The 15,356-nt window shown below is 75.5% G+C and carries 13 protein-coding genes; 10 read left to right on the forward strand and 3 right to left on the reverse strand.

What is annotated here, in order from left to right:
• Positions 1 to 63 precede the first annotated feature (63 nt).
• From rimO to ABD385_RS30005, 6 genes are all read left to right on the forward strand, one after another.
• Entirely contained in the window at positions 64 to 1,584 is a 1,521-nt protein-coding gene (rimO, locus tag ABD385_RS29980) for a 30S ribosomal protein S12 methylthiotransferase RimO (RefSeq protein ID WP_344581970.1), read from the forward strand.
• Positions 1,581 to 2,231, forward strand: a complete 651-nt coding sequence (gene pgsA, locus ABD385_RS29985; protein WP_344581971.1) for a CDP-diacylglycerol--glycerol-3-phosphate 3-phosphatidyltransferase — start codon at positions 1,581 to 1,583, stop codon at positions 2,229 to 2,231. Before rimO ends, pgsA begins: the two co-directional genes overlap by 4 nt.
• The gene (locus ABD385_RS29990) at positions 2,228 to 2,764 is read left to right on the forward strand and encodes a CinA family protein (protein ID WP_344581973.1); all 537 of its coding nucleotides are present in this window, start codon (positions 2,228 to 2,230) and stop codon (positions 2,762 to 2,764) included. The genes pgsA and ABD385_RS29990 overlap by 4 nt, the downstream gene beginning before the upstream one ends.
• 94 nt (positions 2,765 to 2,858) lie before the next feature.
• The gene (locus ABD385_RS29995; RefSeq protein WP_233660265.1) at positions 2,859 to 3,242 is read left to right on the forward strand and encodes a helix-turn-helix domain-containing protein; all 384 of its coding nucleotides are present in this window, start codon (positions 2,859 to 2,861) and stop codon (positions 3,240 to 3,242) included.
• A gap of 193 nt (positions 3,243 to 3,435) precedes the next feature.
• Positions 3,436 to 3,906: a Dps family protein gene (locus ABD385_RS30000; protein ID WP_344581977.1), complete on the forward strand. Its 471-nt coding sequence runs from the start codon at positions 3,436 to 3,438 to the stop codon at positions 3,904 to 3,906.
• Positions 3,907 to 4,055: 149 nt separating this feature from the next.
• The gene (locus tag ABD385_RS30005; RefSeq protein ID WP_344581978.1) at positions 4,056 to 4,388 is read left to right on the forward strand and encodes a hypothetical protein; all 333 of its coding nucleotides are present in this window, start codon (positions 4,056 to 4,058) and stop codon (positions 4,386 to 4,388) included.
• A 7-nt stretch (positions 4,389 to 4,395) separates the two neighbouring features.
• Here ABD385_RS30005 and ABD385_RS30010 read toward each other — a convergent pair whose 3' ends face one another.
• Complete coding sequence (locus ABD385_RS30010; protein WP_344581979.1) at positions 4,396 to 5,229, reverse strand: Fpg/Nei family DNA glycosylase; 834 nt, start codon at positions 5,227 to 5,229, stop codon at positions 4,396 to 4,398.
• Positions 5,230 to 5,298: 69 nt separating this feature from the next.
• Positions 5,299 to 10,053 (reverse strand): Lhr family helicase, encoded by a 4,755-nt coding sequence (locus ABD385_RS30015; RefSeq protein WP_344581981.1) that lies wholly within the window; start codon positions 10,051 to 10,053, stop codon positions 5,299 to 5,301.
• 121 nt (positions 10,054 to 10,174) lie between these two features.
• Here ABD385_RS30015 and ABD385_RS30020 point away from each other — a divergent pair, with 121 nt between their 5' ends.
• The 3 genes from ABD385_RS30020 to ABD385_RS30030 all read left to right on the forward strand — a co-directional run bounded on the left by ABD385_RS30020 (position 10,175) and on the right by ABD385_RS30030 (position 12,349).
• Complete coding sequence (locus tag ABD385_RS30020; RefSeq protein ID WP_344581983.1) at positions 10,175 to 11,173, forward strand: AraC family transcriptional regulator; 999 nt, start codon at positions 10,175 to 10,177, stop codon at positions 11,171 to 11,173.
• 97 nt (positions 11,174 to 11,270) lie between these two features.
• Positions 11,271 to 12,044: an AzlC family ABC transporter permease gene (locus ABD385_RS30025; protein ID WP_344582075.1), complete on the forward strand. Its 774-nt coding sequence runs from the start codon at positions 11,271 to 11,273 to the stop codon at positions 12,042 to 12,044.
• Complete coding sequence (locus tag ABD385_RS30030) at positions 12,041 to 12,349, forward strand: AzlD domain-containing protein (protein ID WP_344581984.1); 309 nt, start codon at positions 12,041 to 12,043, stop codon at positions 12,347 to 12,349. The genes ABD385_RS30025 and ABD385_RS30030 overlap by 4 nt, the downstream gene beginning before the upstream one ends.
• A gap of 45 nt (positions 12,350 to 12,394) precedes the next feature.
• Here the strand turns inward: ABD385_RS30030 and ABD385_RS30035 are convergent, their stop codons facing one another.
• A complete protein-coding gene (locus ABD385_RS30035; RefSeq protein WP_344581986.1) occupies positions 12,395 to 13,318 on the reverse strand; it encodes a hypothetical protein in 924 nt (307 codons plus the stop codon).
• Between the two features lie 589 nt (positions 13,319 to 13,907).
• Here ABD385_RS30035 and ABD385_RS30040 point away from each other — a divergent pair.
• Positions 13,908 to 15,323 carry a hypothetical protein gene (locus tag ABD385_RS30040; RefSeq protein ID WP_344581987.1) on the forward strand — a complete coding sequence of 472 codons (1,416 nt, stop codon included), beginning with the start codon at positions 13,908 to 13,910 and terminating at the stop codon, positions 15,321 to 15,323.
• Positions 15,324 to 15,356: the final 33 nt, after the last annotated feature.

Here is a 15,356-nt window from a genome sequence, read left to right on the forward strand (position 1 = left end):
CCGGGACGGGCGGCGGAGACCTGCGCGCCATGGGGGTGTCCGGGACGAAGTAGGCTGAGCCCCATGCCCGAACGCCGTACCGTCGCCCTCGTCACCCTTGGCTGCGCCCGTAACGAGGTGGACTCGGAGGAGCTCGCAGGCCGCTTGGCAGCGGACGGCTGGGAGCTCGTCGAGGACGCCACCGATGCGGACGTCGCCGTCGTCAACACCTGCGGCTTCGTCGAAGCCGCCAAGAAAGACTCCGTCGACGCCCTGCTGGAAGCCAACGATCTGAAGTCCGCCGCAGGTGAAGGCAGAGCCCGGACCCAGGCCGTCGTCGCCGTCGGCTGCATGGCCGAGCGCTACGGCAAGGAACTCGCCGAGGCGCTGCCCGAGGCGGACGGGGTGCTCGGGTTCGACGACTACGCCGACATCTCCGACCGCCTGCAGACCATCCTCAGCGGCGGCGTCCACGCCTCGCACACCCCGCGCGATCGCCGCAAGCTGCTGCCGATCAGCCCGGCGGAGCGCCAGGACGCCGCGGGGATCGCGCTGCCCGGCCACGCCCAGTCCGACGCCGAGGAGCCCGCGGCGGCGCCGCAGGACCTGCCCGAAGGCGTCGCACCGGCTTCGGGGCCGCGGGCGCCGCTGCGCCGCCGACTGGGCAACGACCCGGTGGCCTCGGTGAAGCTGGCTTCGGGCTGTGACCGGCGCTGTTCGTTCTGTGCGATCCCGTCGTTCCGCGGCTCGTTCATCTCGCGCCGTCCCTCGGACGTGCTCGGCGAGACCCGCTGGCTGGCCGAGCAGGGCGTCAAGGAGATCATGCTGGTCTCCGAGAACAACACGTCCTACGGCAAGGACCTGGGCGACATCCGCCTGCTGGAGACGCTGCTGCCGGAGCTGGCCGCCGTCGACGGCATCGAGCGGATCCGGGTGAGCTACCTCCAGCCCGCCGAGATGCGGCCCGGCCTGATCGACGTGCTGACCGGCACCGACAAGGTGGCGCCCTACTTCGACCTGTCCTTCCAGCACTCCGCGCCCGGGGTGCTGCGCGCGATGCGGAGGTTCGGCGACACCGACCGCTTCCTGGAACTCCTGGCGACCATCCGCGGCAAGGCGCCGCAGGCCGGCGCCCGCTCGAACTTCATCGTCGGTTTCCCCGGCGAGTCGGAGAGCGACGTGGCGGAGCTGGAACGGTTCCTCGGCGAGGCCCGGCTGGACGCCATCGGCGTCTTCGGCTACTCCGACGAGGACGGCACCGAGGCCGCCGGCTACGCCGACAAGCTCGATCCCGAGGTGGTCGCCGAGCGGCTGGCGCGGGTGTCCCGGCTGGCCGAGGAGCTGACCGCGCAGCGGGCCTCCGAGCGGGTCGGGGAGAGCGTCCGGGTGCTGGTGGACCGGATCGACGACGAGGACGACGGCGTCGTCGGGCGGGCCGCGCACCAGGCGCCGGAGACCGACGGCGTCACGCTGCTCACGAACGGCCAGGACCTGCAGCCCGGTCGTATGGTCGAAGCAAAGGTGGTCGCCAGCGAGGGCGTGGACCTCGTGGCGGAGGTGCTGTCGGTGGACGGTGCGGGATGTACCGAGGAGGCGGGCAGATGAGCGGAGCCTCGGCTTCTGCCGCCGGGAGGCCGCGCACGGCGCCGGTCGTCCGGCAGGCCGGGCTGTGGAACATCGCCAACGTCCTGACGATGCTGCGGTTGCTGCTGGTCCCGGCGTTCGTGTTGCTGCTGGTGCACGACGGCGGTCGGGATCCGGCCTGGCGGGCGTTCGCCTGGGCGGCCTTCGCCATCGCCATGATCACCGACATCTTCGACGGCCACCTGGCCCGGACGTACAACCTGGTCACCGACTTCGGCAAGATCGCCGACCCGATCGCCGACAAGGCGATCATGGGAGCGGCGCTGATCTGCCTGTCGGTGCTGGGGGACCTGTCCTGGTGGGTGACGGGCGTGATCCTCTTCCGGGAGCTGGGCATCACCCTGATGCGGTTCTGGGTGATCAAACACGGAGTGATTCCGGCCAGCCGGGGCGGCAAGATCAAGACATTGGCGCAGGGCACCGCCGTGGGCATGTACGTCCTGGTGCTGACCGGGCCGCTGGCCACCTTCCGCTGGTGGGTGATGGCGGTGGCGGTGGTCCTGACCGTGGCGACCGGGCTCGACTACGTCCGGCAGGCCGTGGTGCTGCGCCGGGCCGGGCTGGCCCGGGAGCAGGCCGAACGGGCGGAAACGGGCGAGGCCCGGTGAGTGCGCCGGGTTCTGCGGCGGCCGGGGCGCTGGAGGCGCTCGCCGGGCGGCGGCAGAGCCTGGCGGTGGCCGAATCGCTCACCGGCGGACTGGTCGCGGGCGAGCTGACCGGCGTTCCCGGGGCCTCGCGGGTGGTGCGCGGGTCGGTCACGGCCTACGCCACCGACGTCAAGCGGGACCTCCTGGGAGTGGACGGCGCGCTGCTGGACGCCCGCGGGGCCGTGGACGGCGAGGTCGCGAGGCAGATGGCGGCCGGGGTGCGCCGGGTGCTCGGTGCCGACTGGGGCATCGCCACCACCGGCGTCGCGGGGCCGGACCCCCAGGACGAGCAGCCGGTGGGCACCGTCTACGTGGCGGTCCAGGGGCCGGACGGTGCGGGAAAGGCACGGCGGCTGGCGCTGGCCGGGGATCGTGACCGGATCCGTCGGGACAGCGTTCAGGCGGTGCTGGCGCTGCTGTTGAGCGAACTCGCAGAAAATGCGCGGGCACAGGATACGGAACAACACGGGGGGAATGGATGTTTGCAGCCCTGAGTGAACACGTACTCGCTCCCGGCACGGCCGCGGCCCGAGGCGGTACGGTGGGGCGAGAAGGATCCGCGTCCGAGGTCCGAGGAGGGAGCCAGCGATGATTCTGCTTCGTCGCCTGCTGGGTGACGTGCTGCGCCGACAGCGTCAGCGCCAAGGCCGCACCCTGCGCGAGGTCTCGTCCTCCGCCCGGGTGTCACTCGGCTACTTGTCCGAGGTCGAGAGGGGGCAGAAGGAGGCGTCCTCCGAACTGCTCTCGGCGATCTGTGACGCGCTGGACGTGCGCATGTCCGAGCTGATGCGGGAGGTCAGCGACGAGCTGGCGCTCGCCGAGCTGGCGGCCTCCGCGGCCGCGACGGACACGGTGCCGGCACCGGTGCGACCGAAGCTCAACTCGGTGTCCGTCGCGTCCCTGGCCGGAGTGCCGGAGGAGCGCGTGACCATCAAGTCCCCGGCCGACGTCGTGGATGTCGTCGCGGCCTGACACCGCAGACCAAGCACGGCCGGAGCCCCGGCGGGCAGCAGCCCGCCGGGGCTTCCTGCTGCCCGGGTGGCACCTCGGTGCGGGCCCGGCCGGACCGGCTGGGCTGCTCGGAGCGGAGCCCCGGCCCGTACCATGGGGCTAAATCGGATTATTCGCATGAATGTCCTTAATGCGCCTGAAAGGGAGTATCTGGATGTCTGTGGTCACAAGCACGCTGTCCGAGGAAGCCCGAGCCGTCGTCGGCCACGCCCTCCAAGGGGCGCTGGTGGACCTGGTGGACCTCTCCCTGGTCGCCAAGCAGGTGCACTGGAACGTCGTCGGTCCGCGCTTCCGCTCCGTCCACCTCCAGCTCGACGAGGTCGTCGCCAGCGCCCGGCTGCACGCGGACACGGTGGCCGAGCGGGCCTCGGCGATCGGGGTCTCGCCGGACGGCCGGTCCGCGACGGTCGCCAAGACCAGCGGCATCAGCGAGGCACCGGACGGCTGGGTCAAGGACGTCGACGTCGTCCGGACGCTGGTGGACGGGCTCGGCGTGATCATCGGGCGGATGCGGGAGCGGATCGCCGTGACCGACGAGCCCGACCCGGTCAGCCAGGACATCCTCATCGGCCTCACCGCCGACCTGGAGAAGCACCACTGGATGTTCCAGGCCGAGGCCCACTGACCGCGGCCCGTAGGGCGCGGCCCGGTGACCGGCTGGTGACCGGGCCCGCCGCCGGGGTTTTCGGAGCGCACCGCACGCGCCGGGCGTGCGCCGGTGCGCCCCTGTCGCCGGTGGCGGGCCCGGTCTAGCGTCGGCCCGAGGAGGCAGGCATGGCGAGGCGTGCGTGGTGCGTGCCGGGACGGTGGATATCCGCGGCGCTCGTCGGGGGCGTGTGGTGGTGGGCGGTGTGCCGGCTGGTCCTGTGGCCGGGGTCGGCGGGACTGGTGGAAGGGGCGGTGGCGACCGCCGGCTGGGGGCTCAGCCTGCTGCCCGTGCACTGCGTTCCGTGGAGCGGGCGACGGACGGGGGCGCGCGGTCCGGTCCGGCGGGTCGGTGCGGTCGGGGCCGTGGAGGCACGGCTCGTCGAGGCGTGGCGACGCTCCGAGGCGGGGCGGCTCGTCGGAAACCTGTGGCGACGCAGGCCCGGGAGCGGGGACGACTGACGGGGCGTCACGGCGCGGGCGGGGGTGGCTGGCAGGTGGGGCACCAGTAGGTGACCCGTTCCTCGGTACCGGGGCCCTGCTCGGCGGAGCGGACGGCGGTGCCGCAGCGCAGGCAGGGGCGGCCGGCGCGGCCGTAGACCCACAGGCGACGCTCCGCGCGGACGGCGGCACCGCCGTCGAAGGGGCGTGCGCGGGCGCCCCAGGGGGTGGTGACCCGGGTCGGGCGGTCCTTGTTGGCTTCCAGGAGCTTCTTGGCCAGCGCGGGGGCGCGTTCGGGGGTGGTGAGGCGGCCGATCGGCAGCCAGGGGGAGGCGCCGAGCAGGAAGCACAGCTCGCACTTGTAGACATTGCCGATGCCGGCGAGGTTGCGCTGGTCGAGCAGGGCCTCGCCGAGGGGCCGGTCGGGGGCGGCGAGCAGCCGGCTCAGGGCCTCGGTGGGGTCCCAGTCCGGGCCCAGCAGATCGGGGCCCAGGTGGCCGGTGACCCGGGGTTCGTCGGCGGTGCGCAGCAGTTCCAGGACGGGCAGGCGGTAGCCGACGGCGGTGTGCGCGGCGGTGCCGAGGACCGCCCGGATCTGGTGCGCGGGGCCGCCGCGCCAGCGCTCGGTCGGGGCGTAGATCTTCCAGGCGCCGTCCATCCGCAGGTGGGAGTGGAGGGTCAGGTCGCCCTCGAAGCGGGTGAGCAGGTGCTTGCCGCGGGAGACCACCGCCCGTACCTCGCGGCCGGTGAGGTCCACCGTCGCCAGGCGCGGGACGCGGAAGTCGCAGCGGACCAGCGGGGCGCCGGCCAGCGCCTGGTGGAGGCGGTGCGCCAGCCGCCAGACGGTGTCGCCTTCGGGCATGGGGCCATCATGCACCGCGGGCGGCGGGCGGGCGGCACCTCGTCCACCTCCCCGGCGCCGCTGTCGGGGTCAGCCGCGCAGCCGCATTCCCCGCGGCGTGGGGTGGAAGCCGGCGGCCTCCAGGACGGGCGCGTAGGGGGAGGTGAGGGCGGAGGTGCCGTTGATGCGCTCGGTGGTGAGGGTGCCGACGGCGCCCGCCCGGGCCCCCTCGACGAGGGCCTCGACGGCGGACCGCAGGCGGGGGTCGGTGGCGGCCTGGGCCGGCTCGCCGCCCAGCGGCCACATCAGGAGCGTCTTGCCGCCGCGCTCCAGATAGAGCGTCAGTTCGCCGTCGACCAGGACGACCAGGGAGCCCGCCTTGCGGCCCGGCTTGTGGGTGGCGCCCTCGGGCGGCTCCGGCCAGGACAGCGCGGCGCCGTACGCGTTGGCCGGATCCGCCGCGGCGAGGACCAGGGCGCGCGGCCCCCCGCCGCGCCCCGGCCGGGCCGGGCCGCCGTCCGGGAACGGGCCGTCGGTGCCGCGCTCCCGCTGGGTGCTGATCGCCCGGAGGCGGTCCACCGCGCCGTCCATGGCGAACTGGGCGGCGCCCAGTCCCTCGACGACGTAGCCGCGGCGGGCCTGGCCGGACTCCTCGAAGGCGGACAGCACGCGGTAGGCGGCGGAGAAGCCGCCGGTGACTCCCTCGGCGGCGACCGCGCCGCGGGTGACGATGCCGTGCCGGTCGAGGAGCGTACGGGCCAGGGCGTGGGCGCGGTGCGTCGGATCCGGCTCGGGCGCGGGGAGCAGGGACCAGCGGCCGCCGACCGTCGGCGGACCCGAGCGGGACGCGGTGGGGCGGGCGGCCGCGGTCAGCGTGCCGTACCTCCCCCTGGGGACGGCTCGGCGGGCGCGGTGGGCCGTGGCGCCCGCCGTGCGGCCCGAGCCGAGCAGGGCGCGCAGCGGGGCGAGGGTGTCGTTGGTGAGCCGACCCGACCAGGCCAGCTCCCACAGGGCGTCGGCGAGCTGCGGATCGGTGGCGTCCGGATGCGTGGTGGCCCGGACCTGGTCGGCGATCTGCCGGAAGAACAGGCCGTAGCCGGGGGCGAGGGCGCGCAGCACCGACTCGTGCAGCGCGGACAGCTCCAGGGGCAGCGGGGGCCGCAGCAGGAGGGGCGCGGTGTCGGCGAGGTGGAGCGAGAGCCAGCCGTCCTTGCCGGGCAGGGCGCCCGCGCCGGCCCACAGCACTTCGCCGGTGGCGGTGAGCTCGTCCAGCAGCGCCGGGGCGTAGCCACCGATCCGGGACGGCAGGATCAGCTTCTCCAGGGCGGAGGCCGGCACCGGCGCGCCCTGGAGCTGCTCGACGGCACGGACCAGGCCGTCGAGTCCGCGCAGTCCGGACGAGCCGGCGACCGGTGAGGCGGGCGCCCCGGAGGCGGGCGCCGGGCGCGGCGCGCCGACGTGCTGCCACTGGGGGAGGAAAGCGGCCAGTGCGGCGGGCGGCACCGGCTCGACCTCCTCGCGCAGCGCGGCCAGCGAACGGCGCCGCAGGCGGCGCAGCACCTGGGCGTCGCACCACTCCTGTCCGATCCCCTGGGGATGGAACTCGCCCTGGACGAGCCGGCCGGCAGCGGCCAGGCGCTGGAGGGCGCCGTCGGTGACGGCGGTGCCGAGGCCGAAGCGGGTGGCCGCCTGCTCGGAGGTGAACGGGCCGTGGGTGCGGGCGTACCGGGAGAGCAGATCGCCCAGCGGGTCCTTGACCGGCTCGGTGAACGACTCGGGGACGCCGACCGGGAGCGCGGTGCCCAGGGCGTCCCGGAGCCGGCCGGCGTCCTCGACGGCGGCCCAGTGCTCGGCGCCGGCGATCCGCACCCGGATGGCGCGGCGGGCCGCGGCCAGCTCTGCGGGCCAGGCCGGCTCGGCGCCCCGCTCGGCCAACTCGGCGTCGGTCAGCGGCCCCAACAGGCGCAGCAGGTCGGCGACGCCCTCGACGTCCTTGACGCGGCGGTCCTCGGTGCGCCACTGGAGTTCGGCCTCCAGCTCCGTCAGGACCTCCGCGTCCAGCAGCTCGCGCAGCTCCGCCCGGCCCAACAGCTCGGCCAGCAGCCGGGAATCCAGGGACAGCGCGGCGGCGCGGCGCTCGGCGAGCGGGGAGTCGCCCTCGTAGAGGAACTGGGCGACGTAGCCGAAGAGCAGCGAGCGGGCGAACGGGGACGGCTCGGGGGTCGTGACCTCCACCAGGCGCACCCGGCGAGCCTCGATGTCGGCCATCAACTCCGTCAGCCCCGGCACGTCGAAGACGTCCTGGAGGCATTCGCGGACCGCCTCCAGGACGATCGGGAACGACCCGAACTCGCTCGCCACCTGGAGCAACTGGGCGGCGCGCTGGCGCTGTTGCCACAGCGGGGTGCGCTTGCCGGGGCTGCGGCGGGGCAGCAACAGGGCGCGCGCCGCGCACTCGCGGAAGCGGGAGGCGAACAGCGCGGAGCCGCCGACCTGTTCGGTGACGAGCTGGTCGACCTCGCCGTGGTCGAAGACCACGTCGGCGGCGCCGACCGGGGACTGCTCGGGGTCGTGCTCCGCGCGGTCGGCCGCCCCCGAGCCGCCGCCGTCGCCCTCGCCGTCGAGGAAGTCCAGGCCCATCAGGTCGGCGTCCGGCAGCCGCAGCACGATGCCGTCGTCGGCGTGCATCACCTGGGCGTCCAGGCCGTAGCGCTCGGCGAGCCGGGCGCCCAGGGCCAGCGCCCACGGGGCGTGCACCTGCGCCCCGAAGGGGGAGTGGATGACGACCCGCCAGTCGCCCAGCTCGTCGCGGAAGCGCTCGACGACGATGGTGCGGTCGTCCGGGACGTGGCCGCAGGACTGGCGCTGCTCGGCGAGGTAGCCCTGGACGTTGGCGACCGCCCAGGCGTCGAGGCCGGCGGCGGACATCCGGGCGCCGGCGTCCTGCGGGGCGAGCGAGCCGATCTCCCGGAGGAACGCGCCCAGCGCACGGCCCAGTTCGAGCGGGCGGCCGAGCTGGTCGCCCTTCCAGAACGGCAGCCGGCCGGGCACCCCGGGGGCGGGGGTGACCAGGACCCGGTCGCGGGTGATGTCCTCGATGCGCCAGGACGTCGTGCCGAGCGTGAAGACGTCGCCGACGCGGGACTCGTAGACCATCTCCTCGTCCAGCTCGCCGACCCGGCGTCCGCCGCCCCCCTTGCCGGCACTCTCGCCGGCCAGGAAGACGCCGAACAGGCCGCGGTCCGGGATGGTGCCGCCGGACGTCACGGCCAGCCGCTGGGCCCCGGGACGGCCGGTGACGGTCTGCGCGACGCGGTCCCAGACCAGGCGCGGGCGCAGCTCGGCGAAGGCGTCGGACGGATAGCGGCCGGCGAGCATGTCCAGCACCGCGGCGAACGCGGACTCCGGGAGCGCGGCGAACGGGGCCGCCCGGCGGACCACGGCCAGCAGCTCCGCGACGTCCCAGGTGTCCATCGCGGCCATCGCGACCACCTGTTGGGCCAGCACGTCCAGCGGGTTGGCGGGCACCCGCAGCGCCTCGATGGCGCCCGCGCGCATCCGCTCGGTGACCACCGCCGACTGCACCAGATCGCCGCGGTACTTGGGGAAGACGATGCCCTTGGAGACGGCGCCGACCTGGTGGCCGGCGCGCCCCACCCGCTGGAGCCCGGAGGCCACCGACGGCGGCGACTCGACCTGGACGACCAGGTCGACCGCGCCCATGTCGATGCCCAGCTCCAGACTGGACGTGGCGACCACGGCCGGCAGCCGCCCGGCCTTGAGGTCCTCCTCCACCTGGGCCCGCTGCTCCTTGGAGACCGAGCCGTGGTGCGCGCGGGCCAGCAGGGCCGGTGCTCCCCTGGCCGCGCCGGCCTCGGCCATCAGCTCGGCGGGGGAGTGGTGCTCGGGCAGCGGCGTGCCGGTGGCGCGTTCGTAGGCGATCTCGTTGAGGCGGTTGCACAGCCGCTCGGCCAGGCGGCGGGAGTTGGCGAAGACGATCGTGGAGCGGTGGGCCTGGACGAGGTCGACGATCCGCTCCTCGACCTGGGGCCAGATGGAGGGCTTCTCGCCCGTCTCGCCCTCCTGGACGGGGGCGCTGCCGAGCTCGCCCATGTCCTCCACCGGGACGACCACCGTGAGGTCGAACCGCTTGCCGGACGGCGGCTGGACGATCTCCACCCGGCGCTGCGGCGAGAGGTAGCGGGCCACCTCCTGAACCGGGCGGACCGTCGCGGACAGCCCGATCCGGCGCGCCGGGCGGTCCAGGAGCGCGTCCAACCGCTCCAGGGACAGGGCGAGGTGGGCGCCGCGCTTGGTGCCGGCGACCGCGTGCACCTCGTCCACGATCACCGTCTCGACGCCGGCCAGCGCCTCCCGGGCCGCGGACGTCAACATCAGGAACAGCGACTCGGGCGTGGTGATGAGGATGTCCGGCGGGCGGGTGGCCAGCGAACGGCGCTCGGCGGCCGGGGTGTCGCCGGAGCGGGTGCCGACCCGGACGTCCGGCTCCGGCAGCCCCAGGCGGACCGACTCCTGACGGATGCCCGTCAGCGGACTGCGCAGATTGCGCTCCACGTCGACGGCGAGCGCCTTCAGCGGCGAGACGTACAGCACCCGGCAGCGCTTCTTCGGCTCGGCGGGCGGCGGGGCGCTCGCCAGCGCGTCCAGCGACGCCAGGAACGCGGCCAGCGTCTTCCCGGAGCCCGTCGGCGCGACCACCAGGACGTCCGACCCCTCGGCGATGGCCCGCCAGGCGCCCTCCTGCGCCGCGGTGGGTGCACGGAACGCCCCCGCGAACCAGCCGCGGGTCGCGGGCGAGAAGGAGTCGAGCGCTGACTGGGTCATGTCCCCCATCGTGCACCGGACCACTGACAATCCGGTCCGCGGGCGGCCGCGGCCGGGTGGCGGCCGGTCCACCGGGCGGACGCCGCGCCACCCGACCGCGCGCCGGACGCACAATGGCGGCATGGCCATGATCAGTACGGGCGGTGCGCCGACCGCGCCGCGGGCGCGCGACGAGTGGGCGCGCCACTGGCACCATCCCGGGCTGCCCGGCCTGGACCTGCTGCGGGCCCGCTACGTTCGGCACGCCTTCCCCCGCCACGCCCACGACGGCTACGTGCTCTGCGCGGTCACCTCCGGGGTCGAGGCGGTCGGGCTGCGGGACGGCGTGGTCCGGGCCGGCCGCGGCGGCATCGTGATGATCAATCCGGAGGTGCCGCACAGCGCGCGGGCCGGTGCCCCCGAGGGCTGGAGCTACGCCACGCTGTACCCGTCGGCGGACGTCGTCGCCGACATCGCCCGGGAGACCACCGGGCTGCGCGGCACCGCGGGCTTCGTCCGGACCGTCGCCGACGAGCCCGGCACCGGCCGGCTGATCACCGGCATCCACCGGGCCGCCGAGGCCGGCAACGCGCTGGCCGCCGACAGTCTGCTGCGGATCGCCCTGGCCCGGCTGCTGCGCGGGCACGGGGGTCCGCTGCCGGCCCGCGCGCCCCGCTCGGCGGGCACCCGTGCGGCCGCCCGGGCCAGGGCCGTCCTGGAGGAGCGGATGGCCGACCCGCCCACCCTGGAGGAACTCGCCCGGGAGCTGGGGACCGGCCCGTTCGCGCTGCTACGGGCCTTCCGGGCGGCGTACGGGATGCCGCCGCACACCTGGCTCACCGACGCCCGGGTACGGCGCGCCCGCCGCCTCCTGGAGGCCGGCACCCCGCCCGCACGGACGGCGGTGGCGGTCGGCTTCACCGACCAGCCGCACCTGAACCGGCACTTCACCCGGATCGTCGGGGTGCCGCCGGGCGCCTACCGCCGGGAGCGCGCGGCGGTAGGCACGGTGGGCGGGGAGCCCGGGACCACGAGGACGCGGGCCCGCGGCGCCGCGGAGCAGCAGCCGGCGCCGCCCCGTCTCCCCGCCCGCCCGCTCGCGCGCAAGAACGTACAAGACCTCGGCGGCGGCGCCTCCTAGGGTCCGGGGCGTGGCGAAACAGCGAGCACAAGCAGGAACGCAGCAGGCGGCACCGAGAGGGGCGCGGGGCGCGCCCGCGGGGCAGGCGGCTCGGGCGGTGGCGTCCGGGCCGCAGCGGCCCGACTCCGCCGTGATCCGGGACGCGTTGGGCGTCGGCGTCGCGGTCGGGCTGTCCGGCTTCGCGTTCGGCGTGACCTCCGCCGGGGCCGGGCTCGGCGTCTGGCAGAGCTGCGCGCTGAGCCTGCTGGTGTTCACCGGGGCCTCGCAGTTCGCCCTGGTGGGCGCGCTCGCCGCGGGCGGCAATCCGTTGACCGCCGCGGCCGGCGCCTTCTTCCTGGGCGTCCGCAACGCCTTCTACGGGCTGCGGCTCTCCGGCGTACTGGGCTACCGGCCGGCGGTCCGCCCGCTGGCCGCCCACTGGATCATCGACGAGACCTCCGCGGTCGCCCTGGCCCAGCCCGACCGGCGCAGCGCCCGGCTGGGCTTCACCGTCACCGGGCTGTCGCTGTACGCCCTGTGGAACCTCACCACCCTGGGCGGCGCCCTGGGGGCCCGGGCGCTCGGCGACACCGACGCCTGGGGCCTGGACGCGGCCGGCCCCGCCGTCTTCGTCGCGCTGCTCGCGCCGATGCTGAGGTCCGGAGTGGAGCGCGGCACGGCCGGCCTCGCGGTGCTGCTGCTCCTGGTGACGCTGCCGTTCGTGCCCGCCGGCGTGCCGGTGCTGCTCGCGGCGCTGGCCGCGCCCGTCGTCCTCGCCGTCCACGGGCGGCGTCGGCGGGCGCCCGCCAAGGGGGAGGCGATACCCGCGGCACCGGTCCCGCAGGAACGGGCCGGCGCGTCCCACGACGGACCGAAGGAGGACCGGGCATGACCGTCTGGATCGCGATCGGCACCACCGCCGCGGGCTGCTACCTGGTCAAGTTCCTGGGCCTGTCGGCGCCCGCCGGCCTCTTGGAACGCCCCCTGGTCAAACGGTTGGCCGCGCTGCTGCCGGTGGCGCTGCTGGCCGCGCTGACCGCCCAGGAGACCTTCAGTCGGGGCCAGCACCTGGTGGTCGACGCCAAGGCCGCCGGGGTCGCCGCCGCGGTCGTCGCCCTGCTGCTGCGCGCACCGTTCCTGTTGATCGTCGCGGTCGCGGTGGCCGTCACCGCGGGGGTGCGGGCCCTGGGCGGGTGACCGCGCCGCCGGGCCGCCCGCCGGCCCGGCGGCGCGGGGCCCCGGTCACCCCAGCGGCCGCCCGTAGGCGCGCAGGGTGAGCAGCGCCTCCAGCGTCACCATCGGGCGGCTCTCCAACGCGGTGCCCGGTGCCCACAGGCGCCAGGTGACGGGCCAGCCGCCGTCCTCCCCCTGGAGCGCGACGAGGTGGTCCAGCGCCCGGTCCACCTCCTGGTCGGTGAACCAACTGCGGGCCAGCGAACGGGGCGTGGCCGCGTAGTGGTAGGCGAAGTGGTGCTCCCCGGGGGCGTACCCCTCCGGCACCGGGGTCTCGGCCGCCCGCGCGGGATCCAGGACGACCAGGCCCTGCTCCCGCACCAGCCGGCCCAGCCGCTGCGCCGCGGCGGCCGCCCGCGGCCGGTCCGGGGCGCCGTCCAGGAAGGCCACGGCCGCCGCGGCCTCGTAGGGGTGGGTCTGCTCCAGCGACTCCACGACCGCCCAGCAGTAGTCGGTGGCCCGGAACAGCCAGGCGTGCCAGACCTGGTTGCGGTGCAGCAGTCCCACCACCGGGCCGGTCGCCAGGAGGGAGCTGGGCGGGGCGTCGACCACCGGGATCCAGGGCGCGGCCGGATAGCCGCGCAGCGAGGGGTGCACCGCCGGCAGCGCCCCGTCGGGGGTCGAGATCCGGGTGAGGTAGCGGCAGATCCGCTCCACCCGGCGGCCGTCGCACCGCTCGACGCGGTCCAGGACCTTCAGGGCGTGCGCGGTGTGCAGCGGCTGGCTGACCGGGCCGCGCAGGTCGGGTTCCAGGGCGTGGCCGTAGCCGTCGTCGTCGTTGCGGTACGCGGTGAGCGCGGTCTCGACCGGGTCCGCGCCGCCACCGAGGAAGTGGTACGCGAAGAGCCGCTGCTCCAGCACCCGGGCGGTCAGCCAGACGAACTGCTCGGCGCGCGCCAGAGGGGGCGCTGGGGGACTTTCGTTTTCGGCCATGGCCCGACGGTAGGGGCCAAACCCCGCGCGGGTACCGGCTCGCGGCCCGCTGCCCTCCGAGGGCGGGACCCTGGAGGCATCCGGTTGACGATCTCCGTAGTGGGCGCGGGGCGTCTCCCAGGGTGGGACGGGGATTGCGGGTTCGCGGTGCGCATGCTGCAATGCCGCGCGTGATGGGTCAACTCCCGCTCCACAGACGCCTCTTCCTGGACCTCGCCCGGCTCGCGTCCGCGGCGTGTCGTCCGGCGGGCCGCTGACCACGCACCGTTCGTCCCTTTCGTACGCGTTCGTACCGGACGTCGGTCGTCCCGGACGGCGGTCGGGTCACCGCGCCCGGCCGATGCCGCCCGGACCGCCGTGCGCGCGGCGTGCGGGACCGATCGTCCCGGATACCGCCGCGCCGCCTGCCGGCCCCTGGGGAGTCGACGCCAACCGGTCCCCCCGGTGTGCCGGTTGCGCGGCGCCCTCCGTTGCGCACCACCGTCTCCGCCGCCGACCGTGCGACCCGCGCGTGCGCCGTCCCGCCCGCGCTCCCGGCGTGCCCGACTCCGGCGCGCGCCGCCCTCCTCCCGAATCCTGGAGCCGATCCATGCCCCCTCGCAGCACCCGCGTTCTCGCGCTCGCCGCCGCCCTGGCCGCCGTCCTCGGTACGGCGGGGCCCGCGCGGGCCGCGGCCCCGCCCGCCAACCCCCACCTCGCCGCGGGCGGGGCCGGGGCCATGCACGGCGACAGCGCCTCGTCGGACACCACGCCCCGCAGCGGCCCCGGGACCGGCGGGACCGTCAGTCACCGCACGGCGCTCCAGGCCGCCTGCCCGACCGTGGTGGCCGGGTCGGACGGCTACCCGGTGGCCGTGTGCACCGGCATGTTCGACCGGGCGCCGCACGTCCACCTGCTCGACCCGGCGACCGGCGCCTCGCTCACCGAGTTGACGCTCGCCAAGTCCAGCGTCCTGGGCGGCATCTACAGCTATCTGGACGAGCGGGACCGGCTGGTGGTCGCCGACGGCTCCGGCGACCTGCTGCGGATCGCCCACGCCAGGACGGCGGGCGGCGGCTGGGAGCTGAAGGTCGTCGAGCGGACGCCGCTGACCGGCGCCGTGCCCGCCGGGGACAGCGTGGTCGGGCTCTCCCCGGACTGGCGGGGACGGGTGTGGTTCGCGACCGCGCACGGCCTCGTCGGCACGGTGGACACGACGACGAAGTCGGTGCGGACGACGGACCTCGGCGAAGCGGTCGCCAACTCGATCTCCACCGCGCCCGAGGGCACCGCCGTCGCCACCGACCGTGCGCTGTACCTGCTGCGCGCGGGCGCGGACGGTACGCCCCGGGTGGTCTGGCAGCGGGCCTACGACCGCGGGCCGGCCCGCAAACCGGGGCAGCTCAGCCACGGGACCGGTGCCACCCCGACGTTCTTCGGGCCGCGCACCGGCTCCGAGTACCTGGCGATCACCGACAACGCCGCTCCCCAGGAGCACCTGATCGTGGTGTCCACCGAGGACAACCGCACGGTGTGCCGGATACCGGTCCTCGACCCCAACGGGAGCGGCACCGAGAACTCGCCCATCGGGGCCGGCAACAGCGTCTACGTGGCCAGCACCTACGGCTACCCGTACCCGGCGGTGCCGGACGGCGCCGGACCGGCCCAGCCGGCGAGCGCCCCGTTCGCCGGCGGGCTCACCCGGGTCGACGTCGACCGCGACGGAAACGGCTGCGCGATCCGCTGGGACACCCGGATCCGCTCCGCCGCCGTGCCCAAGCTGTCCGTCGCGGACGGCACGCTCTACACCGTGGAGCGCACCGGCCTGTTGGACCCGGCACGGACCGGCATCCTGGACCGCTACGACTTCCTGGCCGTCGACGCGGAGACCGGCCGGGTGACGAGCCGTCACCGCCTGGGGACCGGCTTCCTCTTCGACACGCTCCAGATGGCGGGCAACGCCACGCCGGGCGGCGTGTGGTGGCAGGGCACCCTCACCGGGGTGGTGCGGATCGCGCCCCGGTGAGCTGGCGCGCGGCCCGGCGCCGGACGCGCCGGA

Source organism: Streptomyces lunalinharesii (assembly GCF_039532155.1).
Classification (GTDB): domain Bacteria; phylum Actinomycetota; class Actinomycetes; order Streptomycetales; family Streptomycetaceae; genus Streptomyces; species Streptomyces lunalinharesii.

Coding starts and splice junctions, on each gene's coding strand:
- rimO (WP_344581970.1), top strand. CDS start 64: ATGCCCGAACGCCGTACCGTCGCCCTCGTCACCCTTGGCTGCGCCCGT.
- pgsA (WP_344581971.1), top strand. CDS start 1,581: ATGAGCGGAGCCTCGGCTTCTGCCGCCGGGAGGCCGCGCACGGCGCCG.
- ABD385_RS29995 (WP_233660265.1), top strand. CDS start 2,859: ATGATTCTGCTTCGTCGCCTGCTGGGTGACGTGCTGCGCCGACAGCGT.
- ABD385_RS30000 (WP_344581977.1), top strand. CDS start 3,436: ATGTCTGTGGTCACAAGCACGCTGTCCGAGGAAGCCCGAGCCGTCGTC.
- ABD385_RS30005 (WP_344581978.1), top strand. CDS start 4,056: ATGGCGAGGCGTGCGTGGTGCGTGCCGGGACGGTGGATATCCGCGGCG.
- ABD385_RS30010 (WP_344581979.1), bottom strand. CDS start 5,229: ATGCCCGAAGGCGACACCGTCTGGCGGCTGGCGCACCGCCTCCACCAG.
- ABD385_RS30015 (WP_344581981.1), bottom strand. CDS start 10,053: ATGACCCAGTCAGCGCTCGACTCCTTCTCGCCCGCGACCCGCGGCTGG.
- ABD385_RS30020 (WP_344581983.1), top strand. CDS start 10,175: ATGGCCATGATCAGTACGGGCGGTGCGCCGACCGCGCCGCGGGCGCGC.
- ABD385_RS30030 (WP_344581984.1), top strand. CDS start 12,041: ATGACCGTCTGGATCGCGATCGGCACCACCGCCGCGGGCTGCTACCTG.
- ABD385_RS30035 (WP_344581986.1), bottom strand. CDS start 13,318: ATGGCCGAAAACGAAAGTCCCCCAGCGCCCCCTCTGGCGCGCGCCGAG.
- ABD385_RS30040 (WP_344581987.1), top strand. CDS start 13,908: ATGCCCCCTCGCAGCACCCGCGTTCTCGCGCTCGCCGCCGCCCTGGCC.